Origin of the sequence: Pseudosporangium ferrugineum (genome assembly GCF_003002065.1) — a bacterium.
Classification (GTDB): domain Bacteria; phylum Actinomycetota; class Actinomycetes; order Mycobacteriales; family Micromonosporaceae; genus Actinoplanes; species Actinoplanes ferrugineus_A.
In genome coordinates, this window is sequence record NZ_PVZG01000004.1 from 382,330 (window position 1) to 406,151 (window position 23,822).

Sequence of the window (23,822 nt, forward strand, 5' to 3'; positions counted from 1 at the left end):
GGCGGGACGACGTGCTCCCGCCCGCCCGCGATCGTAGAGCCGCTCCCCATTCCCGGGGATGACGACCGACGGAGGACGTTCATGGCAAGCCTGTTGTACCGACTGGGGCGGTTCTCGTTCCGGCGCCGCCGGTTGACCGCGGGTCTGTGGATGCTCCTGCTCATCGCGCTCACCTTCGGGTCGGCCGGCCTGTCCGGGCCGACCAACGACGCCCTGTCCATCCCCGGCACCGAGTCGTGGCGAGCGCTGGACGTGGTGGCGGAGAAGTTCGGCACCGGTACGGCCACCGCCGAGGCGAAGGTGGTGTTCACCGTCCCCGGCGCCGGCACCCTGGCCGACCCCGAGCGGCGCACCGCGGTGCGGGCCGCCGTCGCCGAACTGCGGAAGGCGCCGCAGGTCACCGAGGTCGACGACCCCTACGACACGAAGAAGATCGCGCCGGACGGGCGGACCGGGTACGCCTCCGTGTCGTACCGGGTCCCGGAGACCGAGGTGACCGAGGCGTCCCGGGCCGCCCTGCTCGCCGTCGGCGACTCCGCGCGCCGGGCCGGGCTCGGCGTCGAGTTCTCCGGCGACGTCATCGAGGAGGAGGAGTCCAGCAGCAGCGCCGAGGGAATCGGCCTGCTCGTGGCCGCCGTCATCCTGATGATCACGTTCGGCTCGCTGGTGGCCGCCGGCCTGCCCGTGCTGACCGCGGTCCTCGGGGTCGCCGCCGGCGTGCTCGGCATCTCGATCGCCACCGGCTTCCTCGAACTGACCTCGAACACCTCGGCCCTGGCCCTGATGCTGGGCCTGGCCGTCGGCATCGACTACGCCCTGTTCATCCTGTCCCGCTACCGGGACGAACTCGCCGCCGGCCACGACGGCGAGGAGGCCGCGGGCCGGGCCGTGGGCACCGCCGGCTCCGCCGTGGTCTTCGCCGGGCTCACCGTCATCATCGCCCTGATCGCGCTGACCGTGGTCGGCATCCCGTTCCTCGCGGCCATGGGCATCGCCGCCGCCGGGACGGTAGCCATCGCCGTGGTGATCAGCCTGTCGCTGCTGCCCGCCCTGATCGGCTTCGCCGGGCGTACGGTCCGGCCCAAGGCCCGCCGGGCGACCGCCCGGACCCCTTTCGGCGAGCGCTGGGCCCGCCTCGTCGTCCGGCACCGGGTGCCGGTGATGATCCTGGCCGTCGCGGCGGCCGGGGTCGCCGCCCTGCCCGCACTCGGCCTGAAGCTCGCGTTGCCGGACGCCGGTTCGGCGCCGGCCGCGTCCACCCAGCGCAAGGGTTACGACCAGCTCGCCGCCGCCTTCGGCGCCGGCATCAACGGCCCCCTGGTCATCCTGGTCGAGGCGCCCACCGGTAGCGCCAAGACAGCCGGTGACGCGGCGCAGAGGATTATCTCCGGCCTCGACGGCGTCGTCGTCGCAACCCCGGCGACGGCCAACCGGGCGAACGACACGGCGACCCTCACCGTCATCCCTCGAGGCGGCCCCACCAGCGAGGACACCAAGGATCTCGTGCACCGCATCCGGGCACACCAGGCGGGCTTCACCGCCGCCAACGGCGGTGCCGCGCTGTCCGTCACCGGCCGGGCCGCCGTCGACATCGACGTGTCCGAGAAGATCACCGACGCGCTGCTGCCGTACCTGGCCGTCGTGGTCGGCCTGGCATTCGTGCTGCTCATGCTGGTCTTCCGCAGCATCCTGGTGCCGATCAAGGCCGCGCTCGGGTTCCTGCTGTCGGTGGTCGCCTCGTTCGGCGCCCTGGTGTTCGTCTTCCAGCAGGGTCACCTCGCCGGCGCGATCGGCCTGGAGTCCGCCGGTCCGGTCGTCAGCTTCATCCCGATCTTTCTGGTCGGCATCCTGTTCGGCCTCGCCATGGACTACGAGGTCTTCCTGGTCACCCGCGCCCGCGAGGAGTTCGTGCGGGGCGCCGCTCCGGACGACGCCATCGTCTCCGGCATGCGGCACAGCGCGCGGGTCGTCACCGCCGCGGCCCTGATCATGATCAGCGTCTTCGCCGGCTTCATCTTCTCCACCGACACCGTCATCAAGTCCCTGGGCTTCGCCCTGGCCTTCGGCGTGGCCTTCGACGCGTTCCTGGTGCGGATGACGCTCGTCCCGGCGGTGCTGTCCCTGCTCGGCCGGTCGGCCTGGTGGCTGCCGGGGTGGCTCGGCCGGCTCCTCCCGCACGTGGACGTGGAGGGCTCCCGGCTCGCCCGGCCCGCCGCCCCGGCCACGCGGGTCCGTGCCGGAGTCGGCAGCTGACCGCCCGCCTATTCGTGCAGGTAGAGGCGGCGTTCGTCGGCGGTGAGGGCGCGGGTGACCTGGGCGTCGGCCAGCTCCAGGACGTGGTCGATGGGGCCGCAGACCGCGCAGCGGGTCACCCGTACGGTGCCGTCGCCGTGGGCCGAGACGAGGGTTCCGCCGGGGCCGAACAGGGACTGCTCGACGAAGGTGCCGTGGCCGTGGAGCGAGACGATCTCGTCCCCGGTGGCCGTGTCCCAGACCCGTTCGGTGCTGTCGTGCCCGGCGCTGACGATCTGCCGGCCGTCGGGGCTGAAGGCCACGCTCCAGACCGGTCCCCGGTGCCCGCGGAGGATCCGGGGCGCCTCCCTTCCGGTCGTGCTCCAGATCCTGATGTTGCCGTCGTCGCCGCCGGTGGCGATCGACCGGCCGTCCGGGGCGTACGCGGCGGTCCAGACCAGGCCCGGATTGCCGCGCAGGACGACCGGGTCGCCGCGGCCGTCGGCGTTCCAGAGCCGCACCGTGGTGTCCTGGCTCGTGCTGGCGACCTGCCGGCCGTCCGGGCTGAACGCGACGCCCCGGATCGAGGCCTCGTGCCCCTCGAGCATCAGGGGCGGGCCCGCGGCGCCGACGTCCCAGATCCGTACGGCGTTGTCGGCGCCGCCGCTGACCACGCGCCGCCCGTCGGGGCTGAGGGCGACGCTCCAGACGGTTTTCGGGTGACCGCGCAGGACGGCGACGGGTGCGCCGCTCCGGGTGTCCCAGACCCGTACGGTCGCATCGCGCGAAGCGCTGGCCACCCGGGCGCCGTCGGCGGTCAACGCGACCGAGAGAACCTCGTCGCCGTGGCCCTTGAGCACCAGCGGGCCGGCCGGTGACGGGCCGCGCCACACCCGGACCGTGTGGTCGGCGCCGCCGCTGGCGATGGTGTTGCCGTCGGCGCTGACCGCCACGGTCCACGCGGGCCCGCGGTGGCCGTCGAGCACCCGCGGATCGCCGGGGTACGCCGGATCCCAGATCCGCAGCGTGCCGTCGCCGCCGCCGCTGAGCAGCCGGCGGCCGTCGGGGCTGAAGTCGACGCTCCACACCGGCCCGTCGTGACCGTGCAGCAGCAGCGGGTCCTCGCCGTCGCCGGGCGCCGCGTCCCACACCCGGATGGTGTCGCTCCCGCTGTGGCCGCTGGCCAGCCGTCTGCCGTCCGGGCTGAAGGCGACGGTCTCGACCGTGCCGTCGTCGGCGCGCAGGACCGCCGGCGGCCCGCCACCGGTCGTGGGCCACACCCGGATCGTCTGGTCGGCGCTCGCGCTGGCCAGCCGTCGCCCGTCCGGGCTGTAGGCGAGGCTCCAGACGGTATCCTCGTGCCCCTTCAGCAGCACCGGCGGCGCGGTCGCGCCCAGCTTCCAGACGGCGACCGTGCCATCGCCGCCGGCGGCGGCGAGGTGGACCCCGTCCGGGCTGAAGGTCACCGCCCGGGCCGGGCCTCCGGCGAGGGGCAGGGCCCGGACAGGTCGCGGGTTCCCGCTCGGGCGGTCCCAGATCCGTACGGTGCCGTCGTTGCCGGCGCCCGCCACGAGCCGTCCGTCCGGGCTGAACGCGACGGCCGACACCTCCCCGCCGTGCCCGCGCAGCTCGAGCGGAGGCGCGCCGGTGCTCAGGTCCCACACGGTCACGATGCCGTCGACCCCGCTGCCCGCGAGGTAGCGGCCGTCCGCGCTGAACGCCGGGATCCGGACGTAGCCCTCGTGGTCGCGCAGCACGCGGGGTGGCTGCGCGACCGTGTCCGGGCCGGTCAGCATCCAGACCCGGACCGTGCCGTCCGCGCCGCTGCTGGCCACGTGCCGGCCGTCCGGGCTGTAGGCCACGCCGAAGACCTGCTGCTGCCCCGAGCTGAGACTGGTCCGCATCCGCGAGTCGGCAACGGCCCGGCGCAGCACGGCGGAGGCCTCGGCGGTCGGCTTGGTGTCGTAGGCCGCCCGGGCCAGCAGCACGGCCAGTTCCTGATCGACCTGCGACTGGTCACGGGCGTTGGCCACCAGCTGGTGCGACAGGGCCCGTTCCCGCTCGTCGTTGGCGCGGTTCGCCTCCCGGAACGCGAGGGCCGCGACGAGGCTCATCACGGTCACCCCGGCGGCCAGGCCGATCAGGGCCAGCCGCACGCGTCGCTGGCGCGACCGGTTCTCCCCGGCCTCCCTTTCGCGGCTGACCTCGAGGAACTCCCGTTCCACGCCACTGGGGTCGAGGAGCTCCGCCCGCGTCGCCTCCTCCGTCGCCGACAGCCGCAGCCCGCGGTACAGCGCGCCCTCGTCGCGGCCGAGCGCCACCCAGGCCGCGGCGGCCTCGGTCAGCTGGCGGTGCAGCCGCAGGCCGGCCCGGCTCTCCTCGACCCAGCCCCGCAGCCGGGGCCAGCCCCGGATCAGCGCCTCGTGCGCCACCTCCACGGTGTCGCGGTCCGTGCTGACCAGCCGCGCGTCCACGAACGCCCCTGCCACCGCGGCGGCGTGCTCGATCGTGGCCAGCTCGGCCCGGCTCAACCGGCGACGGGTGATCAGCCCGTCCTGCCCGACGTCGACCATCCGCAGCAGCACCCGCCGTGCGACGTCGCGCTCCCGCTCGGAGAGCCGCTCGTACACCTGTTCCGCGGTGTGGGCGACCGCGCCCGCCACCCCGCCGGCCGCCTGATAGCCGGCCAGCGTGACCATGGCACCCTGGCGACGCTGCCACGCCTCCCGCAGCGCGTGCGCGGCCAGCGGCAGGGCTCCCGGCGAGTCTGCCACCTCCGCGACGATCGTCGCCACCAGGGCGCCCTCGACCCGGGCACCGCAGGTCTCGGCCGGCCGGGTGACCGCCTCGCGCAGCTCCGCCGGGCTCATCCCGCCGATCAGCACCTGCGCGTCCGTCAGCGCCGCCGGCAGCTGCGGAAGCTCGGTGAAGCGGGCGTAGTGGTCGGCCCGTACGGCCAGCACCACCCGGGCCCGGCAGTCCGGCTCCCGGCACATCGCCAGCAGGGCGTCGACGAAGCCGGCCCGCTCGGCCGGGTCCGGGCAGCTCGCGAAGACCTCCTCGAACTGGTCCACCACGACCAGGAGATCGCCGTCGCCCGGGGTGCCGGACAGGCCCTGACGGACCATCAGGGACGCCCGGCCCGGGTCGGCGCGCAACTCGTCCAGCAGCCCGCCGGCCGGCACTCCGGCATGCCGCGCCAGGTGCACCGCGAGCTCCGTCATCGGGTGCACCCCCGGGGTGAGGACCATCGAGGCGCCGCCGACGGCCGGCACCAGCCCCGCCCGGACCACCGAGGACTTGCCCGCGCCGGACGGGCCGAACACGGCCAGGAACCGTCGCTCGCCGAGGCGGCGTACCAGCTCGGCGACCAGCGCGTCCCGCCCGAAGAACAGCTTCGCGTCCTCGGGCTGGAACGTCGTGAGCCCCAGGTACGGCGAGGTCTGCGCGCCGTCCGCGGCGGCCGGGTCGCCGGCGGGTGCCACGCTCAGCCGCTCCGCCTCGCGCCACCGCCGCTCCCACTCCGCGCGATCGCCGTCGCACGCGGCGACGTACGCGAGGGTCACCTCCAGCGTGGGCAGCCGCCGGCCGGACGCCGCCGCGGACAACGTCGCCACCGAGAAGTTCGCCCGCGCCGCCATCTGCCGGTAGCCCGGCCGGCCGGCCTTCTCCCGCAACTGCCGCAGCTCAGCCGCCAGTTGCACGACCGGGCCATCCTGCCCGTCCAACGGTCGCTCGGGTCTCGGCATCCCCCGGCCTCCCCCAGTCGCTCCGGCGACATCCATCGTCCATTGTCACTGCGTTGTCCAGCGTTGTTTGTCCGGCGGCTCCGAGCAGGGGCCAGACAACTCCCCCGCGGCTAGAAACGGAGCCAGACGCGGAGGGAGCGATGAACGTGACGATCACGCCACGGGGGACCCGCCGGCCGGCGGTGGCGATCGCGGTGCTCGCGGCACTGGCGATCGCCGGTTGCCACGACCCGGAGACGGACCCGACGGGACGGGAGCAGCCCTCGACGGTCGCGGGCGATCTCACCCCCGGCGAGTCGGCGCTGCTGGATCGCGCCGAGCAGCTCCTGATCCGCGACTGCATGCGACGTCGCGGGTTCGAGTACACAGTGGTCAGCAGAACCACGATCCTGGAGAACCGCGATTTTCCGTACGGCGTGAGCGACGTCGCCTGGGCGCGGAAGCACGGGTACGGCACGGACCTGCGCCGCAGGCAGGACCGGACCGTACGAGCGGAGCCCAACGCGAGACGCCTGGACCGGATGCCGGCGCCGGCCCGGGCAGCCGCACTGTCCGCGCTCAACGGCGTTCCGGGCGCGGGCAGCGACCTGAGTGCCGTCCTCCCGTCCGGCGTCACGACCCGGCGCAGCGCCGACAGCTGCACCTCGGAGGCGCAACGCGTGCTCTACGGCGACCTCCGCACCTGGTACCGGGCCGAACGGGTCACCGACAACCTGGCCGACCTGCGCATCCACCTCGTGCACCGGGACCCCCGCTACCGGCGTGGGGTCGCCGCGTGGAGCCGGTGCATGGGCGACGCGGGCCGGCCGTACGAGTCCCCGGCGCACACCCTCGAAGCAGCGCTCACCGCGCGGCCCCCGATGCCGCGGGACCGGGAGATCACCCTGGCGGTCACCGAGGCCACCTGCGCCGCCCGGACGGGCCTGACCGCCACCGCGACCGACCTCGACCGCCGGTACGCCCGGGAGGTCGAGGCGCGGTACGCCGCCGACCTCGCCGACCGCCGGCGGCTGCGGCACGACGCCCTCCCCCGCGCCCGAGCCGTCGTTCTGGCCGGCTGACCGGGGGACCCACGACCCCGTGGCCGACCGCCACGGTGAAACACCACACTGGAGGATCGCATGAAGACAATCCGGAACCTCATGGCCGGCGCGGCGGTCACCGCCGCACTGCTGGCCGGCCTTCCCACCGCGGCGCACGCCCAGCCGGCCGCCGCGCCGGCCCGGGCCGGCGCCCAGCTGCTCGGCGACGGGTACTTCTACGCCTGGGACCTGCCCTACAAGAGCGGGGCAAGCTGCCGATGGTTCAACTCGGACACCAACTGGGGCGACAACTGCGGCAACTTCCGCAACAGGGCCTCGTCGGTGCAGAACAACAGCTCGCAGGGCAACTACGCCAACCTCTACTACCACCCTGACGGCGGCGGCGCGTGGGCCTGCATCGCCCCCGGGGACTACTGGGACAACCTCGCCAACTACTACTTCACCTGGGGTCCCGCCGACGGCAAGAACAAGTCCACGAACAACGAGATCGCCGGCTTCCGCTGGACCACCACGCAGTGCGGGCGATGACGCCCGGGTAGTGACGCGAGGCGCCGATCCGGGGAGGGATCGGCGCCTCGCCGCTGTTCATCGCGCCGCCGCGTCGAGCGCCGACTGCAGCGACCGCCGATATCCCTCGCTGGTCACGGTCGCGCCGGACACCGCGTCCACCCGGGCGCTCTGCGCCGTCAGGGTGGCCCGCTGCAGCACCGGCAACGCTGCCTCGCTGATCCGCTCGCTGACCGCGTTGCTGTCCGGGAACACCGGCACCGCGACGCCGGTGATCCGGCCGTCGTCGATCGTGACCACGACCTGGACCGGTCCGGGCGGGGTCGGCACCACCCGGCCCGCATGGGTACGCGCGCCGCCCGCCGCGGCGCCCGGATTGATCCGCGTGCTGAACACCAGCACCAGGGCGGCGACGGTGCACAGCAGCCAGAGAGCCGCACGACGCATGGCTTCGTCCTTTCCTGCTCAGCGATGGAAGAGCTCGGTGTGCACGCGCGCGGCGGGCGTGCCGGCGGCGCGGGCGGCGGAGCGTACGTGCGCAGCCCAGGCCTCCGGACCGCACACGTACACGTGGGACCGGGCCACCTCCGGCGCGATCCGGCGCAGCTCGGCGGCGTCGTCCCCGCCGGCGGCGAGCGGGGCGGGCAGCCACGAGGGGCGCTCGGCCCGGGGACCGATCAGGCGGGCCACGCGGACGCCGCGGACCTCGGCCAGCCGGTCCAGCTCGGCGCCGAACGCGGCCTCTCCGGCGGTACGCACCCGGTACACGAGAGTGGCCTCGCCCGGCCCGTACGGCAGCTCCTCCAGCAGCGCGAGCAGCGGCGTGATCCCGATGCCGCAGGCCATCAGGAGCACCGGGCCGCCGTCGTACGTCTCGCCGGTCAGCCGGCCGAACGGCCCCTCGACCAATGCCCGGGTGCCGGGCCGCAGCCGGGCGATCCGGGCGCTGCCGTCACCGACCTCCCGGACCGTGATGCGCAGCCGGTCGGCGCGCGGCGCGGCGGACAGCGAGAACGGGTGCGCCCGCGACCAGCCGGGCCCGTCCAGGAACCGCCACTGGAGGAACTGGCCGGCCCGCGCGGGGAGCCGGTCGAGCCGGCGGCCGGTGAGATACACCGAGGTGATCCCCGGTGCCTCGGTCACCACAACGGTCACGGTCAGCCGGTGCCGCAGGTTACGCGCGACCGGCACGCCGACCCGGTAGGTCAGCACCGCGACGGCGGCCAGCGCGTACAGCGACCACCAGTAGGTCCGGGCCGCCGTCGAGCCGACGAAGTCGGCACCGGTCCACAGCTGGTGCGGCAGCGCCAGGCCGGTCCCCAGGTACGCGTACAGGTGCAGCACGTGCCACGTCTCGTGGCGCAGCCGCCGCCGCGCCGCCCGCGCCGACGTGGCCGCCACCAGGACCAGCGCCAGCGAACCCGCGGCGGCCATGAGCATCCCGGGATAGGTGGCGACGATCCGCACCAGCGTGGCGCCGAACCCGGATCCCGCCACCGCGCCGGTCCCCAGCACGATCCACTGGATGTGCAGCAGCATCAAGGCTGATCGACGCGACGCCGGTCCACCGGTGCCAGCGGGCCAGCCGGTCCGTGCCGAACGCCCGCTCGAGCACCGGCACCCGGGCCATCAGGAGCACCTGCACCAGCAGGAGATCGGAGGCCAGCAGGCCGGCCAGGCGCCCGACCGCGAACACCACCGGCGGGCCGCCCGCGCTCACCTGCCGTACGCCCCCGTTGCGCGCCCACAGAGCCGCCACCACCAGCAGGCTCCCGCCGATCGCGAAGCCGGCCGCGTCGCCCCACCACCGCGGCGCCGCCCGCGGCACGGCCACCCGGGTGCCCGCCGGCGGCACGGCCGTCGCGGTCACCGGTGCCACCGGCCCTCCGGGTACCCGCCCTCCACCTGCACGTTCTCCTCCGGCGTGCCGTCGACGCAGGTGATGTCGAGCCGCACCGCCGGCGGTCCGCCGCCGCGGCCCCCGCCCCCGCCGCTGCGGCTGAACCGGATCGACGCCTTGCGCGCCGGGCCCTTCTCGATCGGGCTCGCCGCATAGCCCTGTTCCGGGCTCCAGCTCAGCAGCGTGGCCCGGTCGCCGGTGCAGGACGCCATCAGGGTGCTGCCGCCGCGGCCGAACGCGCGGGTCCTGGTGACCTGTGCGGACTTGGACGCGACTGGGGCCGTCGTGACCGGCCCGGTCGCGGTGGGCGTCGTCGCGGTGGGCGTTGCCGGGGCGGATGCGGCCGGCGGCGCGGTCCCGGTGGCGCTCAGACGGTCGGAGACCTCCGCCCCGGTCAGCGGCTGCGCCGGCGAGCCGGCGATGTCGTCACCCAGCGTGTTCACCGCCGCTACACCGAGGGCGGTGGTCAGTCCGGCCGCCGCGAGCCACGCCCCGGCACCTATGCTCCAATGACTTTTCACTGCTCAAGCATCTTCGATCGGTTGCTAAGGTGCGGTTAACGTGGGGCTATGCCGAAGATCCTGATCGTCGAGGACGACGTCACCATCCGCACGGGGGTGGTGCGCGCTCTCACGGAGCGTAATCATGCGGTCGTGTCGGCGGCGACGGCGATGGACGGGTTGCGGCTCGCGATGTCGGAGAAGCCCGATGTGCTGCTGCTGGATCTCGGCCTGCCCGACGCGGACGGCCGCGAGATGCTCCGGATGCTGCGGGCGGTCAGCCAGGTGCCGGTGATCGTGGTCACCGCCCGCCGCTCGGAGAGCGAGATCGTGCAGGCGCTCGACGCCGGCGCCGACGACTACGTGGTCAAACCGTACGGCGCCGACCAGATCGACGCCCGCATCCGGGCGGTGCTGCGCCGCCTCGGCACCGGCCCGCAGGCGGCGGACCGGGACACCGCGGTGACCGTCGGCGGCCTGCGCATCGACCCGCGCTCCCGGCAGTCCACCCTGGACGGCACCGCGCTCGACCTGTCCCCGCGGGAGTTCGACCTGCTGTACTTCCTCGCCCTGCGGGCCGGCGAGGTGATCAGCAAGCGGGAGCTGCTCACCGAGGTGTGGCGGCTGCCGTACCACCGGGCCGACAAGACCGTCGACGTGCACCTGTCGTGGCTGCGCCGCAAGCTCGGGGAGACCGCGCAGGAGCCGCGATACCTGCACACCGTACGACGGGTCGGCATCCGGCTGGCGGCACCGTGAGGCGCCGGATCGCGGTGCTGGTGACCGCCGCGATGGCCCTGGTGCTGGTGTCGTTCGTGGTGCCGCTGGCGCTGCTGGTCGGGCGTACCACCGCGGACCGGGCGGTGAGCCGGGCGGTCGGGGAGGCGCAGTCGCTGAGCGTCCTGGTCGCCACCAGCGACACCGCCACCCTGCGGCTCGGGCTGGACCGGGCCAACTCCGGCACCCGGTTCCCGCTCACCGTCTTCCTGCCGGACGGCACCGTCGTCGGCGCGCCCGCCACCGTCACGCCGGCGGTCCGGCTGGCCGCGCGGGGCGAGAGCTTCTCCGTCGCCCAGCCGTCCGGGCGGGAGATCGTGGTCGCGGTGCAGGGGCTGCCCGCCGGCACCGCGGTCATCCGTACCTTCGTGCCGGACGAGGAGCTGACCCGGGGCGTGTCGCGGGCCGCGCTGCTGCTGGCGCTCGCCGGCCTCGGGCTGCTGATCATCGGCGTGGTGGTCGCGGACCGGCTGGCCGCCTCCCTGGTACGCCCGATCCGCGAACTCGCCCAGCTGTCGCACCGCCTCGGCGGCGGTGACCTCGACGCGCGGGTGGCGCCGTCCGGCATCGCCGAGATCACCGCGGTCGGGCTGGCCCTCAACCGTCTGGCCGGCCGGATCCGCGACCTGCTCGACGCCGAACGGGAGTCGGCCGCGGACCTCTCGCATCAGCTGCGTACCCCGCTGACCGCGCTGCGGCTGGAGGCCGCCTCGCTGACCGACCGGGACGGTGCGGCCCGGATCGAGGACCAGATCGCCGAGCTCGACCACGCCCTGACCCGGGTGATCGGGAACATGCGCCGCCCCGGCGAGGGCCACCCGGCGACGATGGCCGGACCGGCCGACGCGGCCGCGGTGGTCACCGCCCGGACGGCCTTCTGGGCGGTGCTCGCCGAGGACCAGCGACGCCCGATGGAGGTCTCGGTCGCGCCCGGCCCGCTGCCGGTCGCGGTCGGCGCCACCGAGCTGGCCGCCTGCGTCGACGCGCTGCTCGGCAACGTGTTCGCGCACACCCCGGACGGCACCCCGTTCGCGGTGCGGGTGACCGCCCGCGACGGCGGCGGTGCGCTGCTGGTGGTCGAGGACAGCGGCCCCGGCCCCGGCCCGGTCGACGGCACCCGCCGGGGAATCAGCGGCGCCGGCTCGTCCGGCCTGGGCCTGGACATCGCCCGGCAGGCGGCCGCGGCGTCCGGCGGCGACCTCACGTTCGGCGGGGCCCCCGCCGGCGGCGCCCGGGTGACGGTGGTGCTGGGCGGGCCGTCACCCGCCGGTCGCGGGTGAGGCCGCCAGCATCAGGGCCGTCTGGGTACGCACGCAGCGGGCCACCTCGCGGACGTGGATCGGCGCCGGCGCGGGCGGGCGCGCCAGCAGAAGCCGGCGCCGTTGCCCGCCGTCGCCGGCCACCCGGAGCAGGCGCACGCCCGCCGGGACCGCCGGGGCCAGCAGCGCCGACACCGTGGTGATGCCGCAGCCGGCCCGCACCAGGGCGAGCTTGCTCAGCCAGTCCCGCGTGTGGTGCGCGACGCGCGGGCGTCCCGGCAGGCCCGGCCACACCCCCAGCCCCGGTTCCGCCGATCCGGACGGCCCGGCGATCCACGCCTCCCCGGCCAGCGCGTCGACCGGCACCGCGGCGTAGCCGGTCAGCGGGCTGTGCTCCGGCACCGCCAGCAGCAGCGCGTCCTCCGCCAGCGGCTCCGCCGGCAGCGGCGGCTGCTCGTCGTCCGGCGCCCGGAACGGCGGGCGCGCGCTGAGCAGCGCAAGGTCCAGGGTCTGCGCCCGGAGCGCACGGGTGAGGGCGGGGGTGCTGCCCTCGCGGGTGCTGACATGGACGTGCGGATGGGTACGCCGCAGCGCCGCCAGCACCCGGGGCAGCACGGCCGCGCCGGCGAGCGGGATGAGGCCGATCCGTACCTCGCGGGCCTCAGCGGGCAGTCCCCGCAGCGCGAGTTCGGCCGCCTCGGCCGCCTCCAGCACGGTGGCCGCGTGGCGCAGCAGGGTGCGTCCGGCGTCGGTCAGCCGGACTCCGTCGGGCCGGCGGTCGAACAGCCGGGCGCCGGCGGCCCGCTCGAGCGCCGCGATCGAGCGGGACACCGCCGACTGCGTGTAGTCGAGCTCGGCCGCGGCAGCGGTGAACGAGCCGCGTTCCGCCACGGCGCGCAGCACCCGCAGCGACGAGGTTTACAGCTCCATGAGTGATCAGCATATCCGCCATGCCTGATCATCGCTTTTCGCATGGGTCGGACCGCGCCTACGGTCGATCCATGCCTCTGATCCACGTAGCCCTCCGCGAGGGCACCGACCCCCATTACCGGCGCGCCCTCGCCACCGGCATCCAGCGCGCGATGATCGACGTCCTCGGCATCCCCGACGACGACTACTTCCAGCTCACGCACGAGCAGACGGCCGAGAACCTGATCTACGACCGGAACTTCTTCGGGGTGCCCCGCAGCGACGACGCGGTGCTCGTCGCGCTCTCCTTCAACGCCCGCCCGGCCGCCGCCAAGCAGGCCCTCTTCGAGGCGATCGCCGGCAACCTGGAGCGCGATCCCGGCCTGCCCCGCACCGACCTGTTCATGACGATCGTGGAGACGGCGCCGGAGAACTGGTGGGCCCAGGGCCGCACGGTGGACCCGATCTCCGGCACCGACTCCCGCATGGCCCCGCAGCCGGGCTGACCACCCGGGCCGCCCGGTCGCGCGGTCCTGGCGCCCCCGCCGTCGATCCGGCGGGGGCGGTCAGCGGCGGAATTTCTCGATCGCCGCGGGGGTCACCGGGGTGAAGAAGTTGACCAGGTTGCCGTCGGGGTCGCGGAACAGCAGGGCCCGGTTGCCCCAGGGCATCGTCGTGGGCACGTTCACGAAGTCCTCCACGACGCCCTTCAGCTTCTCGTAGAGCGCGTCCACGTCGTCCACCAGGAACTCGAGGATCGCGGAGCGGTTCTCCGCCGGGCGGGCCGAGCCGGGCGCGAACAGCGGGACCGTGCGGGTGCTGCCGATCGCCAGAGTGCCGTGGGCGGTGCGCAGCTCGGCGAAGTCCTCGTTGCCCCAGACCGCCTGCACCCCCGTGACCCTCTCGTAGAAGCCGACGAGGCGGTTGACGTCGCCGGTGATGACGCGGATCGAGACGAAATCCATGATTGCTCCGTGTTCGTGGTCTCCCGTGGTGCCCTGTCGACCTCGACGCTAGAACGAATACCGGACTGCTTCGGTCCAGTATTCTCGATAGAGTTCGCACCATGGCGGGACCGACGGCCGGGGTGCTCACGCTGCTGGAGCTTCTGCAGTCCGGGGGCGTCCGGACGATGACCGAGCTCGCCGACCGGCTCGAGGTCGATCCGCGCACGGTGCGGCGCTACGTGGGGCACCTGATCGACCTGGGCGTACCGGTCGAGTCGGTGCGCGGACGCTACGGCGGATATCGGCTGGCGGCCGGCTATCGCCTGCCGCCGCTCATGCTCGGCGACGACGAAGCCCTGGCCGTACTCCTCGGCCTGGTCACCGGCCGGCGCGCCGGGCCGGCCGCGACGACGGGTACGGCGACGGCGAGCGAGACGGCCGCCGCGAAGATCCGTCGCGTGCTGCCGCCGCGGCTCGCGGAGCGGCTGGACGCGGTGCTCGACTCCCTCGCCTTCACCGCCGGGCCCGGCGACGTCCCCGCGCCGCGGACCGAGGTCCTGCTCACCGTCGCCGACGCGGTCCGCCACCACCGGCCGATCTCGATCAGATACACCTCGGGCGCCGGCCGTGCCAGTGTCCGCACGCTGCACCCGGACGGCCTGGTGAACCACGCGAACCGGTGGTACGTCACCGGCGCCGACCCGGAGGCCGGCGAGGAGCGCACCTTCCGGCTCGACCGCATCGCCGACGCGAGGACGCTGCCCGGCTCGTTCGAGCCGCCCACCGGGCCCGGTCCCGCGGAGCGCCTCCTCACCTCGATGGCGCGGGCGCCGTACCGGCACGAGGTGACACTGCGGATCCGGGGGACGCTCGAGCAGATCCGCCAGCGGCTGCCGGCCAGCGTCGCCGAGCTGAGCGACGGTACGGACGAGGGCTGGCAGCACGTCGAGATCCGGGCGGAGAGCCTCGACTGGCTCCCCACGGTGCTCGCCGCGCTCGACCTGCCGTTCGTCATCGAGCGCCCGGACGAACTGCGCGACCGCGTCCTCGCCCTCGCCGACCGCCTGGCGGCCTCGGCCCGCACCCGGCCGTAGCGGCGGGCGTCAGCCGATCCAGGGCGGCCGACGCCAGCACCCGGCCGTAGCAGCAGGCGTCAGCCGATCCAGGGCGGCCGATCGCCGAGCGGTTGCCCGCTGAGGCTGAAGCTGCCCAGGCGCCGGCCGAGACCGGCCGGGCGCCCCGTGACCGGGGTGGGAGGAGCGGTCGCGGTCTCGGTGCTGAACGCGGTCATCAACGGGCCGTCGAGGATGCCGGGAGTCAGTACGGCTCCGACATGACGACCCACCGTCCGCAATGCCGCCACCAGCACGCTCATCTCCGGGAACGCGACCAGGAGGCGCTCGATCCGCGGCAACAGGACGGCGGGCCCGGCGCCACGGTTGTCCGCCCCTCGCCGCGGCTCGAACTGTTCGGTCTGCCGGCCGTTCACCATCCTGCGCACGATGCGCATGCCGTCAGCACTCTTGACGACCTGCACCAGTTCCGTACCCTCCGACAGCCGCTGACGAAGCGAGGCCCGGAACGCCACCGGGGCGCGGTCCTCGTAGCAGTAGGCCCACGGCGCGACGCTGCCGCAACGCAACAAGGAACCGCGCAGCGAGATGGGGAACGCCTCGCCGGCCTCGACGGCCGTCATGGTCGCCGGGGGCCCTCCGCCGAGCAGGCCGGCCACGGTGGCGGGATCCCGGTCACGGACGAAGGTGAGGCAGAAGCCGGGACGGCGACTCTCGGTTGCCCATGCCCAGTCGGTGTCCACGTCCCGAGGTTATCGCCTCGGCGGAAACGCTTGAGAAATGCCGGCGACATCTTGCGCGGCGGTGAGGAGTTTCTCACGGCGCGTTGTTCCGGATGAAACCGCGCGGCAACATGCGGTTCCTTGACTGGGCCTCGCGACAAGCGCTTGACCTGGGCAAGGAGGCGTCACCGATGCCGGAGCGGTATGTGCTGGTGCGCTGGCCCGACGGGCCCTCGCAGAGGATCTACTCGCCTTCCACCGTGGTCGAGGACTTCTTCTCCGCGGGGCAGGAATACGCGGTCGAGCAATTCGTGGAGCAATGCCGGAAGGCTCTGACGATCGCGAGTGAGCGGGTGCGGGCCGCCTATGGATTTCCCTGCTCGAACGCGGCCCGGTCCCTCGCCCTCGTCGAGCAGCACGCCGCGCGGTACCCCGCCGGCGCCGTGACCGTGGAGGGGATCGAGGCATGACGGCGCACCATGCGGTCGTGGTCGTCGGCGGCGGCCAGGCCGGGTTGTCGATGAGCTGGCACCTGGGCGCGCTCGGCGTCGAGCATGTCGTCCTCGAGCGCGACCGGGTCGGCCACGAGTGGCGGGACCGGCGGTGGGACACGTTCTGCCTGGTCACACCGAACTGGCAGGTCGACCTTCCCGGTTTTCCGTACGCGGGCGACGATCCGGACGGGTTCATGTCGGGCGCCGAGGTCGTCGAGCACCTCGAGAAGTACGCCTCCTCGTTCGCCCCGCCCCTGCGCGAGGGGGTCACGGTCACCCGGCTCCGCCGTACCCTCGACGGGGTTTTCGCCCTGGAGACGACGGCCGGATCCTGCACCGCCGACCAGGTGGTGATCGCGACCGGGCCCTACCACGAGCCGGCGGTGCCGCGGCTCGCCGAGCGGCTGCCGTCCGCGATCACCCAGCTGCACTCGTCGCACTACCGGCGCCCGGAGCAGTTGCCCGCCGGCGACGTGCTCGTCGTCGGCACCGGCCAGTCCGGCGCGCAGATCGCCGAGGATCTGCACCTGGCCGGCCGCCGGGTGCACCTCGCGGTGGGCAGCGCACCCCGCGCGGCCCGCCGGTACCGGGGCCGCGACACGCTGGCCTGGCTCGACGCGATGGGCCACTACACGAAGGGCGTCGACGAGTTCGGCGACGCGGACGAGGTGCGGCTGCGCGCCAACCACTACATGACCGGCCGCGACGGTGGCCGCGACATCGATCTGCGGGCCTTCGCCACGCAGGGGATGCGGCTGCACGGGCGACTCCGCGGGATCGACGACGGGGTCATCGCCTTCGCCGGCGATCTGGCGGCCAACCTGGACCACGCGGACGCGGTCGCCGACGGCATCAAGGACGCCATCGACCGCTGGATCGACGCGAACGGCCTCGACGCGCCGCACGAGGAGCGCTACGTGCCGGTCTGGCGTCCGGCGCGGGGCGAGACGACCCTGCGGACCGGCGACATCACCGCCGTCGTCTGGGCCACCGGCTTCCACCGGGACCACCGCTGGATCCAGGTCCCGGTCTTCGACGGGCGCGGATACCCGACCCACGAGCGCGGCGTGACGAGCTGTCCCGGCCTGTACTTCCTCGGGCTGCCCTGGCAGTGGACCTGGGGTTCGGGGCGGTTCGCCGGCATCGCCCGCGACGCGCGGCACCTCGCCGCCACGATCACCGCCGCGCGCCGGTCGCGGGTCACCGAGGACGTGAGCTGGCTGGCCGGCACCGCCACCGAGACCTTCCCGGCGCTGGACTGGGTCACCGGCCGGGCCGCCGCATGAACGACGCCCACCGCCACCTCGGCGTCCTGCCCGCGTACCCGTTCTACGGCGGTCCGCCGGTCCACCCGGACACCACCGCCCGCGCCACCATCGACGAGCTCATCGCCGACCTCGACGCCGAGGGCACCGAACGCGCGCTGGTCCTGCCCAACTACGGCGTACCCGATCCGGACGTGGCGTTCGGCTTCAACGAGCTCGTCGTCGAGGCGTCGCAGCGCGACGACCGCATCCGGGCCGGGCTGTGGGTCTCGGCCAGGGCCGAGGACGCCGAGCGTACGGCGCGGGCGCTGCGACTGGCCGCAGAGCCCGGGGTACGCGCGCTGAAGCTCAGTTTCCTGCTCGGCGGCGGCACCGAGGACCCCGGCCTGGACGCCGTGTTCGCCGCCGCCCGGGAGCACGACCTGACCGTCCACGTGCACACCTCCCCCGGCGCCGCCTCCGACATCGACCGGGTCGGCACGCTCGTCGACCGCTACGGCGACGACGTACGGGTGCACCTCGTGCACTTCGGCGGCGGGATGAGCGCGCACATCAAGCTGATCGGCGGCCGGTTCTTCGACTGGATCACCGCCGGGAAGCAGGTCTACACCGACCTGTCCTGGGCCATCGGGTTCGCACCGCGCTGGCTCGCCACCGAGATCGACCGGCGGGGCATCGGCCACGACCGGGTCCTGTTCGCCAGCGACGAGCCGTGGGGCGACCACGCCGGGGAACACGCCCGGCTGCGGGCGGTCGCCGCCGGCTCCGAGCTCGCCGAGCACGTCTTCCACGCCAATTTCGCCAAGCTCTACCGCTGATTTCCCCCGCTTCGAAGGAGACCCCCGATGTCCGAACTGACCGAGCTCGAGCAGAAGTCCCTCACCGAGATCCCGCACCCGTCGCTGCCGGAGGGCTCCAGCCTGTACGGCACCACCAAGGTCTTCCCCGACTACCAGGCGGAGAACGGCGAGACCTACTTCACCCTGGTCCACGGCATCGCCCACGAGTCGTCGGTCAGCTTCGTGGCGATCCTGCAGGCCACCCGGGCACTGCGGAAGGGCTTCGAGTCGGCGATCTACTTCTACGGCCCCGGCTCGCTGAACGCCCTCGCCACCCGCGGCTTCCCGACCACCGGCACGTCGGCGTTCCCCGGCGAGCACAACATCAACAACTCGCTGAAGACGTTCATCGCCGAGGGCGGCAAGGTGTTCTGCTGCCGGTTCGGGCTGTCGCTGCACGGCGCCCGCGAGGAGGACCTGATCGAGGGCGTCATCCCGACGCACCCACTCGACGTGCAGGACGCGATCATCCACTACGCCCGCAAGGGCGCCATCATCAACTCGACGTACATGGTCTGATGTCCCTCGACGTGCGCGCCGACCTGGCCCTGCGCGGCGTACGGGTTCCCACCCCCGTACGCCGCCCGGCCGGGGCCGGCCCCAGCGACGACGGCCACGTGCTCCTCGACGGGCGGAACGCCGCCCTGCCGATCGACCCGGCCAGCCCGTACGCGGTCCGCGACGGGCGGGTCTGGCTGGGCGAGACCGACACCGGGCTGAGCCTCGACGTGGTCCACCGCCCCCGCTTCTACGAGCTGAGCACCGCCGACGGCGTGCCCTACGAGCAGATCGCCCGCCTGCACGGCAGGAACGTCCTGGCCACCACGGTGGTGCAGACCTGCATCCGCTACGCCGAGGATCAGCGCTGCCGCTTCTGCACCATCGAGGAGTCGCTCCGGGCCGGCGCCACCGTCGCGGCCAAGACCCCGGCGCAGCTCGCCGAGGTCGCCGAGGCGGCCGTACGCCTCGACGGCGTCACCCAGATGGTGCTGACCACCGGCACCACCGCCGGGCCCGACCGCGGCGCTCGCAACCTGGTCCGCTGCGTGCGCGCGATCCTGGACGCCGTGCCGGGCCTGCCCGTCCAGGTCCAGATCGAGCCGCCCGGCGACCTCCGCGTCATCGACGACCTGCACGCGGCCGGGGCGGCCAGCATCGGCATCCACGTGGAGTCGCTCGACGACGACGTCCGGCGCCGCTGGATGCCCGGCAAGGGCACCGTCCCGATGGCCGAGTACGAGGCCGCCTGGGACCGGGCCGTCGCCGTCTTCGGCCGCAACCAGGTCTCCACCTACCTGCTCATCGGGCTCGGCGAGGACCCCGGTGAGCTCGTCGCCGGCGCCGCCGCGCTGATCGAGCGCGGCGTCTACCCGTTCGTGGTGCCGTTCCGCCCGATGGCCGGCACGCTCGCCCGGCGCGACGGGATCACCGCGCCGCCGCCGTCGCTGGTCCGCGACATCAGCGAACGGGTGGCGAAGCTGCTGCGCGACGCCGGGATGCTCGGGACCGGGCAGAAGGCCGGCTGCGCGGCCTGTGGGGCGTGCGGGGTGCTCCAGGCGGCCGGCGGATGACCGACCTGGTGCCCGCGCTGCTCGGCTCCCGGCCGCTCATCGAGCGTGCCGGCGACCCGGGCGACTATCACCGGCTGCGCCGCCGGGTGTTCGTCGACGAGCAGGAGCTGTTCGCCGGCTCCGATCGCGACGACCGCGACGACGATCCGCGTACGGTCGTCCTGCAGGCCCGTGGCACCCGGGGTGAGCTGCTCGGCGGGGTGCGGCTCGGCCCGGCCGGGCCGGGCGCCGACATCGGCTGGTGGGTGGGGGGCCGGCTCGCCGTCGATGCTTCCGTACGCGGCGCGCGCGGCATCGGCCCCGCGTTGGTGCGGGCCGCCTGCGCGTACGCGGAGAACGCCGGAGCGCTGCGGTTCGACGCCACCGTGCAGGCCCGCAGCGAGCGGATGTTCCGGGCGCTCGGCTGGCGTACGGTGCGTCCGGTGACGGTCGCCGGACGGCCGCACGTGCTGATGCGCTGGCCCATCGACCGGATCAACCGGCTGGTCACCGCGACCAAGCAACCCCTCGGGGCGCTCGTCGGCGGGCTGGCGCCGCCCGGCTGGATCGGCGACGACGGCGCGCCCGTGCCCGGCTCGGACCTGATCGCCGCCTGCGACGCGATCCTGCCGTCCATGGTGGAACGCGACCCGGACTGGGCCGGCTGGTGCGCGGTGCTCGTCAACATGAACGACCTGGCCGCGATGGGGGCCGCACCGGTGGGCCTGCTCAACGCCGTCGGCGCCCGCGACGCCGCCTTCGCCGCCCGCATCCTCGGCGGCCTGCGCCGCGCCGCCGGCGCCTGGGGCGTGCCGATCCTCGGCGGGCACACCCAGCTCGGCGTTCCCGCCGCGCTCTCCGCGACCGCGCTCGGCCGCACCCCGGACCCGGTGCCCGGCGGCGGCGGGCGGCCGGGCCAGGCCGTCCGGCTCACCGTCGACCTCGGCGGCGGCTGGCGGCCCGGCCAGCACGGCCGCCAGTGGGACTCCACCAGCCATCGCACCCCCGACGAGCTGCGCAGACTCCACGCGTACGTGTCGACGGCCCGGCCGTCCGCCGCCAAGGACGTGTCGATGGCCGGCATCGCCGGGACGCTCGGGATGCTGGCCGAGGCGGGCGGCTGCGGCGCCGTCCTGGACGTGGCCCGGGTGCCCCGGCCGGCGGCGGCGACCGCCGGCGACTGGCTCACCTGTTTCCCCGGGTTCGCCATGCTCACCGCCGGCGGCTCCGCCGTCCCGCCGGAGCCCGCGGTCAGTGCCGACTGCGGCCTTCTGACAGCCGGCACCGGAGTGCGGCTCCGCTGGCCGGACGGAGAACTCACCGAGGCCGTGCCGGCCGGTGTCACAGAATTGGGACCAGCATCATGAGCCTGCTCAGGATGGCCGCCGTGGCCGAGGCCTTCGACCGCGACCTCGACGGCGACCTCGAACGCATCGCCAAGATCATCGACGGCGCCCGCGCGGACGGCGTCCGGCTGCTGGCCCTGCCCGAGGCCTGCCTCGGCGGCTACCTCGCCGACCTCGGCGGCCGGGCCGAGCAACCGCCCGCCCTGCGCCCCGACGGGCCGGAGATCGCCCGGCTGATCGAGCTCGCCGGCGACATGGTCGTCTGCGCCGGGTACTGCGAGGACGCCGGCGGCCTGCGGTACAACAGCGTGGTCTGCGTCGGCGACGGCCGGGTGCTCGGCAACCACCGCAAGGTCCACCAGCCGCTGCGGGAGAACGCCAGCTACGCCTCCGGCGACTCGTTCGCCGCCTTCGACACCCCGATCGGCCGGATCGGCATGCTGATCTGCTACGACAAGGCCTTCCCCGAGTCGGCCCGCGCCCTGGCGCTGGACGGCGCCGAGATCATCGTCTGCGTCTCCGCCTGGCCGGGGAGCCGCACCAACGCCCCCGACGACCTCGCCGACGACCGGTGGACCCGCCGCTTCGACCTCTTCGACCGCGCCCGCGCCCTGGAGAACCAGGTCGTCTGGCTGTCCGCCAACCAGTCCGGCACCTTCGGCAGCCTGCGGTTCGTGTGCAGCGCGAAGATCGTCGACCCGGGCGGGGACGTGGTGGCCACCACCGGCGTCGTGCCCGGCATCGCGATCGCCGACCTCGACGTGCCCGCCGCCCTCGGCGACGCCCGCCGCGCCATGGGTCACCTGCGTGACCGGCGCCCGGACACCTACGTGCGGTGACGCTCATCCGCATCGCCGCCGCCGCCGCGCACTTCGGCCGCGACATCGAACACAGCCTCGGCCGCATCGGCAAGATCATCGATGATGCGCGGGCCTCGGGCGCCGGCCTGCTCGTGCTCCCCGACGCGGCGATCGGCGGCTACCTCGCCGACCTGCGCCACCCCGACCCCGCCTCGCTGCCGCCGGCCCTCGAACCCGACGACCCGGTGCTCGGCCGGGTCGCCGCGCTCGCCGGCGACCTGGTGGTCTGCGTCGGCTACTGCGAGGCCGACGGCGAGGACCGGTACAACGCCGCCGTCAGCCTCCACGGCGACGGTGTGCTCGGCCGGCACCGCAAGGTCCACCTGCCGGCGGCCGAGGCGCTCGCGTACCGGGCCGGCGACTCGTTCGCCGCGTTCGACACCCCGGTCGGGCGCCTCGGCATGCTCATCGACTACGACAAGACGTTCCCCGAGTCGGCCCGCACGCTCGCCCTCGACGGCGCCGAGATCGTCGCCTGCCTGTCCGCCTGGCCCGCCAGCCTCACCAACGCCGCGCCGAGGATGTCCCAGGACCGGCAGTCCCGGCTGTTCGACCTCTACGACTGCGCCCGCGCCGCCGAGAACCAGCTCGTCGTGGTCTCGGCCAACCAGACCGGCGGCGCCGGCGGCATGCGGTTCCTCGGCCAGGCGAAGGTCGTCGGCCCGGCCGGCAACATCCTCGCCCGGACCTGGGGCAAGGCCGGCCTCGCCGTCGCCGAGCTGGACGTGGCCGCCGAGATCGCCGCGGCCCGGCGGGTGCTGTCCCACCTCGACGAGCTGCGGCCGGAGGCGTACCGGTGAGGATCGCGCTGCTCACCTACTCGACCCGGCCGCGTGGCGGTGTGGTGCACACGTTGTCGCTGGCCGAGGCCCTCGCGGAGCTCGGCCACGAGGTGACGGTGTGGACGCTCGGCCGCGGCGGCGGTTTCTTCCGCGCCGTCGATCCCCGGGTACGCCTCGCGATCGTGCCGTTCCCCGACGTGCCGGACGAGGGTGTCGGCTCCCGCATCCTGCGCTCGATCGACGTGCTGCGGGAGGCGTTCGTCCCCGGCGACTACGACATCGTGCACGCCCAGGACTGCATCAGTGCCAACGCCGTGGACCGGTGCGTACGCACGATCCACCACCTCGACCAGTTCACGACGCCCGAGCTGGCCGCCTGCCACGAGCGGGCGATCGTCCGCCCCTACGCCCACCTGTGCGTCTCGGCGGCGGTGGCCCGCGAGGTCGAGCAGGGCTGGGGCATCACCCCGGCGGTGATCCCGAACGGCGTCGACGCCGCGAGGTTCGCCGCCGCCCGGCCCTCCCCGCGGTACGGGCGCTACGTGCTCGCGGTCGGTGGTATCGAGCCACGCAAGGGCTCGATCGACCTGCTCGACGCGTACGCGCTGCTCCGCCGCGACGTGCCCGGCCTGGACCTGGTGATCGCCGGCGGCGAGACCCTGTTCGACTACCGCGACTACCGGGCCGCCTGGCAGGCCCGCGCGGACGAGCTCGGCATCACCCCGCGGGTGCTCGGCCCGGTCGGCCAGGACGTGCTGCCCGGCCTCGTCGCCGGAGCCGCGGCCTTCGCGTTCCCCTCCACCAAGGAGGGCTTCGGCCTCGCCGCCATGGAGGCCCTCGCCGCCGGCACCCCCGTCGTCGTCCGCGACCTGCCCGTGCTGCGGGAGGTGTTCGGGGACACGGTCGGGTACGGCTCGGACCCGGCCGGCCTCGCCCTCGCGCTGCGCGAGTCCCTCGAGGACCACCCGGCAGAGCGGGCCGCCGCCGGCCGGGCCCTCGCCGCGGCGCACACCTGGAGCGCCGCCGCCGAGCGGCATGCCGCGTTCTACCGGACCCTGCGCTGAACCG

General features: G+C 74.4%; 23 protein-coding genes. 16 read left to right on the forward strand and 7 right to left on the reverse strand.

Annotation, left to right across the window (positions count from 1 at the left end; genetic code table 11):
* Positions 1–81 precede the first annotated feature (81 nt).
* Positions 82–2,253, forward strand: a complete 2,172-nt coding sequence (locus tag CLV70_RS11395; RefSeq protein WP_106126384.1) for an MMPL family transporter — start codon at positions 82–84, stop codon at positions 2,251–2,253.
* 8 nt (positions 2,254–2,261) lie between these two features.
* Here CLV70_RS11395 and CLV70_RS11400 read toward each other — a convergent pair whose 3' ends face one another.
* On the reverse strand, positions 2,262–5,936 hold the full coding sequence (locus tag CLV70_RS11400) for an nSTAND1 domain-containing NTPase (RefSeq protein ID WP_106126385.1): 3,675 nt from the start codon (positions 5,934–5,936) through the stop codon (positions 2,262–2,264).
* A 185-nt stretch (positions 5,937–6,121) separates the two neighbouring features.
* Here CLV70_RS11400 and CLV70_RS11405 point away from each other — a divergent pair, with 185 nt between their 5' ends.
* Together CLV70_RS11405 and CLV70_RS11410 are read left to right on the forward strand one after the other, a co-directional pair.
* Positions 6,122–7,042 carry a hypothetical protein gene (locus CLV70_RS11405; protein ID WP_106126386.1) on the forward strand — a complete coding sequence of 307 codons (921 nt, stop codon included), beginning with the start codon at positions 6,122–6,124 and terminating at the stop codon, positions 7,040–7,042.
* A gap of 60 nt (positions 7,043–7,102) precedes the next feature.
* Complete coding sequence (locus CLV70_RS11410; protein ID WP_106126387.1) at positions 7,103–7,552, forward strand: hypothetical protein; 450 nt, start codon at positions 7,103–7,105, stop codon at positions 7,550–7,552.
* Between the two features lie 57 nt (positions 7,553–7,609).
* Here the strand turns inward: CLV70_RS11410 and CLV70_RS11415 are convergent, their stop codons facing one another.
* The 3 genes from CLV70_RS11415 to CLV70_RS11425 all read right to left on the reverse strand — a co-directional run bounded on the left by CLV70_RS11415 (position 7,610) and on the right by CLV70_RS11425 (position 9,874).
* Positions 7,610–7,978 carry an FMN-binding protein gene (locus CLV70_RS11415; protein WP_106126388.1) on the reverse strand — a complete coding sequence of 123 codons (369 nt, stop codon included), beginning with the start codon at positions 7,976–7,978 and terminating at the stop codon, positions 7,610–7,612.
* 18 nt (positions 7,979–7,996) lie between these two features.
* Complete coding sequence (locus CLV70_RS11420) at positions 7,997–9,070, reverse strand: ferric reductase-like transmembrane domain-containing protein (protein WP_342750363.1); 1,074 nt, start codon at positions 9,068–9,070, stop codon at positions 7,997–7,999.
* 327 nt (positions 9,071–9,397) lie between these two features.
* Positions 9,398–9,874, reverse strand: a complete 477-nt coding sequence (locus CLV70_RS11425) for a hypothetical protein (protein ID WP_106126389.1) — start codon at positions 9,872–9,874, stop codon at positions 9,398–9,400.
* A 126-nt stretch (positions 9,875–10,000) separates the two neighbouring features.
* Here CLV70_RS11425 and CLV70_RS11430 point away from each other — a divergent pair, with 126 nt between their 5' ends.
* Together CLV70_RS11430 and CLV70_RS11435 are read left to right on the forward strand one after the other, a co-directional pair.
* The gene (locus CLV70_RS11430) at positions 10,001–10,690 is read left to right on the forward strand and encodes a response regulator transcription factor (protein ID WP_106126390.1); all 690 of its coding nucleotides are present in this window, start codon (positions 10,001–10,003) and stop codon (positions 10,688–10,690) included.
* On the forward strand, positions 10,687–11,988 hold the full coding sequence (locus CLV70_RS11435) for a sensor histidine kinase (protein WP_106126391.1): 1,302 nt from the start codon (positions 10,687–10,689) through the stop codon (positions 11,986–11,988). The genes CLV70_RS11430 and CLV70_RS11435 overlap by 4 nt, the downstream gene beginning before the upstream one ends.
* On the opposite strand, the gene CLV70_RS11440 is transcribed toward CLV70_RS11435, so the two are convergent.
* Positions 11,968–12,870, reverse strand: coding sequence for a LysR family transcriptional regulator (locus CLV70_RS11440; protein WP_211303732.1), 903 nt, complete (start codon positions 12,868–12,870; stop codon positions 11,968–11,970). The genes CLV70_RS11435 and CLV70_RS11440 overlap by 21 nt on opposite strands.
* Positions 12,871–12,968: 98 nt before the next feature.
* On the opposite strand from CLV70_RS11440, the gene CLV70_RS11445 reads away from it, so the two are divergent.
* Positions 12,969–13,382 carry a tautomerase family protein gene (locus CLV70_RS11445; RefSeq protein ID WP_106126393.1) on the forward strand — a complete coding sequence of 138 codons (414 nt, stop codon included), beginning with the start codon at positions 12,969–12,971 and terminating at the stop codon, positions 13,380–13,382.
* A 60-nt stretch (positions 13,383–13,442) separates the two neighbouring features.
* On the opposite strand, the gene CLV70_RS11450 is transcribed toward CLV70_RS11445, so the two are convergent.
* Positions 13,443–13,841, reverse strand: coding sequence for a VOC family protein (locus CLV70_RS11450; RefSeq protein ID WP_106126394.1), 399 nt, complete (start codon positions 13,839–13,841; stop codon positions 13,443–13,445).
* A gap of 101 nt (positions 13,842–13,942) precedes the next feature.
* On the opposite strand from CLV70_RS11450, the gene CLV70_RS11455 reads away from it, so the two are divergent.
* On the forward strand, positions 13,943–14,917 hold the full coding sequence (locus CLV70_RS11455) for a helix-turn-helix transcriptional regulator (RefSeq protein ID WP_106126395.1): 975 nt from the start codon (positions 13,943–13,945) through the stop codon (positions 14,915–14,917).
* Between the two features lie 59 nt (positions 14,918–14,976).
* Here CLV70_RS11455 and CLV70_RS11460 read toward each other — a convergent pair whose 3' ends face one another.
* Complete coding sequence (locus CLV70_RS11460) at positions 14,977–15,639, reverse strand: DUF6461 domain-containing protein (RefSeq protein WP_106126396.1); 663 nt, start codon at positions 15,637–15,639, stop codon at positions 14,977–14,979.
* 170 nt (positions 15,640–15,809) lie between these two features.
* Between CLV70_RS11460 and CLV70_RS11465 the strand changes: the two genes are divergently transcribed.
* Genes CLV70_RS11465 through CLV70_RS11505 form a run of 9 tightly spaced genes read left to right on the forward strand, consistent with a single transcriptional unit; the run spans position 15,810 to position 23,818 of the window.
* Positions 15,810–16,088 (forward strand): MSMEG_0570 family nitrogen starvation response protein, encoded by a 279-nt coding sequence (locus CLV70_RS11465; protein WP_106126532.1) that lies wholly within the window; start codon positions 15,810–15,812, stop codon positions 16,086–16,088.
* The gene (locus CLV70_RS11470) at positions 16,085–17,398 is read left to right on the forward strand and encodes an MSMEG_0569 family flavin-dependent oxidoreductase (RefSeq protein WP_106126397.1); all 1,314 of its coding nucleotides are present in this window, start codon (positions 16,085–16,087) and stop codon (positions 17,396–17,398) included. The genes CLV70_RS11465 and CLV70_RS11470 overlap by 4 nt, the downstream gene beginning before the upstream one ends.
* A complete protein-coding gene (locus CLV70_RS11475; RefSeq protein ID WP_106126398.1) occupies positions 17,395–18,195 on the forward strand; it encodes an amidohydrolase family protein in 801 nt (266 codons plus the stop codon). The genes CLV70_RS11470 and CLV70_RS11475 overlap by 4 nt, the downstream gene beginning before the upstream one ends.
* A 27-nt stretch (positions 18,196–18,222) precedes the next feature.
* Complete coding sequence (locus CLV70_RS11480) at positions 18,223–18,735, forward strand: MSMEG_0572/Sll0783 family nitrogen starvation response protein (protein ID WP_106126399.1); 513 nt, start codon at positions 18,223–18,225, stop codon at positions 18,733–18,735.
* A complete protein-coding gene (locus tag CLV70_RS11485; RefSeq protein WP_106126400.1) occupies positions 18,735–19,787 on the forward strand; it encodes an MSMEG_0568 family radical SAM protein in 1,053 nt (350 codons plus the stop codon). Before CLV70_RS11480 ends, CLV70_RS11485 begins: the two co-directional genes overlap by 1 nt.
* Positions 19,784–21,133, forward strand: a complete 1,350-nt coding sequence (locus tag CLV70_RS11490; protein WP_106126401.1) for an MSMEG_0567/sll0787 family protein — start codon at positions 19,784–19,786, stop codon at positions 21,131–21,133. Before CLV70_RS11485 ends, CLV70_RS11490 begins: the two co-directional genes overlap by 4 nt.
* A complete protein-coding gene (locus CLV70_RS11495) occupies positions 21,130–21,951 on the forward strand; it encodes a carbon-nitrogen hydrolase family protein (protein WP_106126402.1) in 822 nt (273 codons plus the stop codon). The genes CLV70_RS11490 and CLV70_RS11495 overlap by 4 nt, the downstream gene beginning before the upstream one ends.
* The gene (locus CLV70_RS11500; RefSeq protein WP_106126403.1) at positions 21,948–22,772 is read left to right on the forward strand and encodes a carbon-nitrogen hydrolase family protein; all 825 of its coding nucleotides are present in this window, start codon (positions 21,948–21,950) and stop codon (positions 22,770–22,772) included. The genes CLV70_RS11495 and CLV70_RS11500 overlap by 4 nt, the downstream gene beginning before the upstream one ends.
* A complete protein-coding gene (locus tag CLV70_RS11505; protein WP_106126404.1) occupies positions 22,769–23,818 on the forward strand; it encodes an MSMEG_0565 family glycosyltransferase in 1,050 nt (349 codons plus the stop codon). The genes CLV70_RS11500 and CLV70_RS11505 overlap by 4 nt, the downstream gene beginning before the upstream one ends.
* The last annotated feature ends 4 nt before the right edge of the window (positions 23,819–23,822 follow it).

Excerpts from the sequence above, each read along its gene's own strand:
- CLV70_RS11395 (WP_106126384.1), top strand. The coding sequence starts at position 82 with ATGGCAAGCCTGTTGTACCGACTGGGGCGGTTCTCGTTCCGGCGCCGC.
- CLV70_RS11405 (WP_106126386.1), top strand. The coding sequence starts at position 6,122 with ATGAACGTGACGATCACGCCACGGGGGACCCGCCGGCCGGCGGTGGCG.
- CLV70_RS11410 (WP_106126387.1), top strand. The coding sequence starts at position 7,103 with ATGAAGACAATCCGGAACCTCATGGCCGGCGCGGCGGTCACCGCCGCA.
- CLV70_RS11415 (WP_106126388.1), bottom strand. The coding sequence starts at position 7,978 with ATGCGTCGTGCGGCTCTCTGGCTGCTGTGCACCGTCGCCGCCCTGGTG.
- CLV70_RS11420 (WP_342750363.1), bottom strand. The coding sequence starts at position 9,070 with ATGCTGCTGCACATCCAGTGGATCGTGCTGGGGACCGGCGCGGTGGCG.
- CLV70_RS11430 (WP_106126390.1), top strand. The coding sequence starts at position 10,001 with ATGCCGAAGATCCTGATCGTCGAGGACGACGTCACCATCCGCACGGGG.
- CLV70_RS11445 (WP_106126393.1), top strand. The coding sequence starts at position 12,969 with ATGCCTCTGATCCACGTAGCCCTCCGCGAGGGCACCGACCCCCATTAC.
- CLV70_RS11450 (WP_106126394.1), bottom strand. The coding sequence starts at position 13,841 with ATGGATTTCGTCTCGATCCGCGTCATCACCGGCGACGTCAACCGCCTC.
- CLV70_RS11455 (WP_106126395.1), top strand. The coding sequence starts at position 13,943 with ATGGCGGGACCGACGGCCGGGGTGCTCACGCTGCTGGAGCTTCTGCAG.
- CLV70_RS11465 (WP_106126532.1), top strand. The coding sequence starts at position 15,810 with ATGCCGGAGCGGTATGTGCTGGTGCGCTGGCCCGACGGGCCCTCGCAG.
- CLV70_RS11470 (WP_106126397.1), top strand. The coding sequence starts at position 16,085 with ATGACGGCGCACCATGCGGTCGTGGTCGTCGGCGGCGGCCAGGCCGGG.
- CLV70_RS11475 (WP_106126398.1), top strand. The coding sequence starts at position 17,395 with ATGAACGACGCCCACCGCCACCTCGGCGTCCTGCCCGCGTACCCGTTC.
- CLV70_RS11480 (WP_106126399.1), top strand. The coding sequence starts at position 18,223 with ATGTCCGAACTGACCGAGCTCGAGCAGAAGTCCCTCACCGAGATCCCG.
- CLV70_RS11485 (WP_106126400.1), top strand. The coding sequence starts at position 18,735 with ATGTCCCTCGACGTGCGCGCCGACCTGGCCCTGCGCGGCGTACGGGTT.
- CLV70_RS11490 (WP_106126401.1), top strand. The coding sequence starts at position 19,784 with ATGACCGACCTGGTGCCCGCGCTGCTCGGCTCCCGGCCGCTCATCGAG.
- CLV70_RS11495 (WP_106126402.1), top strand. The coding sequence starts at position 21,130 with ATGAGCCTGCTCAGGATGGCCGCCGTGGCCGAGGCCTTCGACCGCGAC.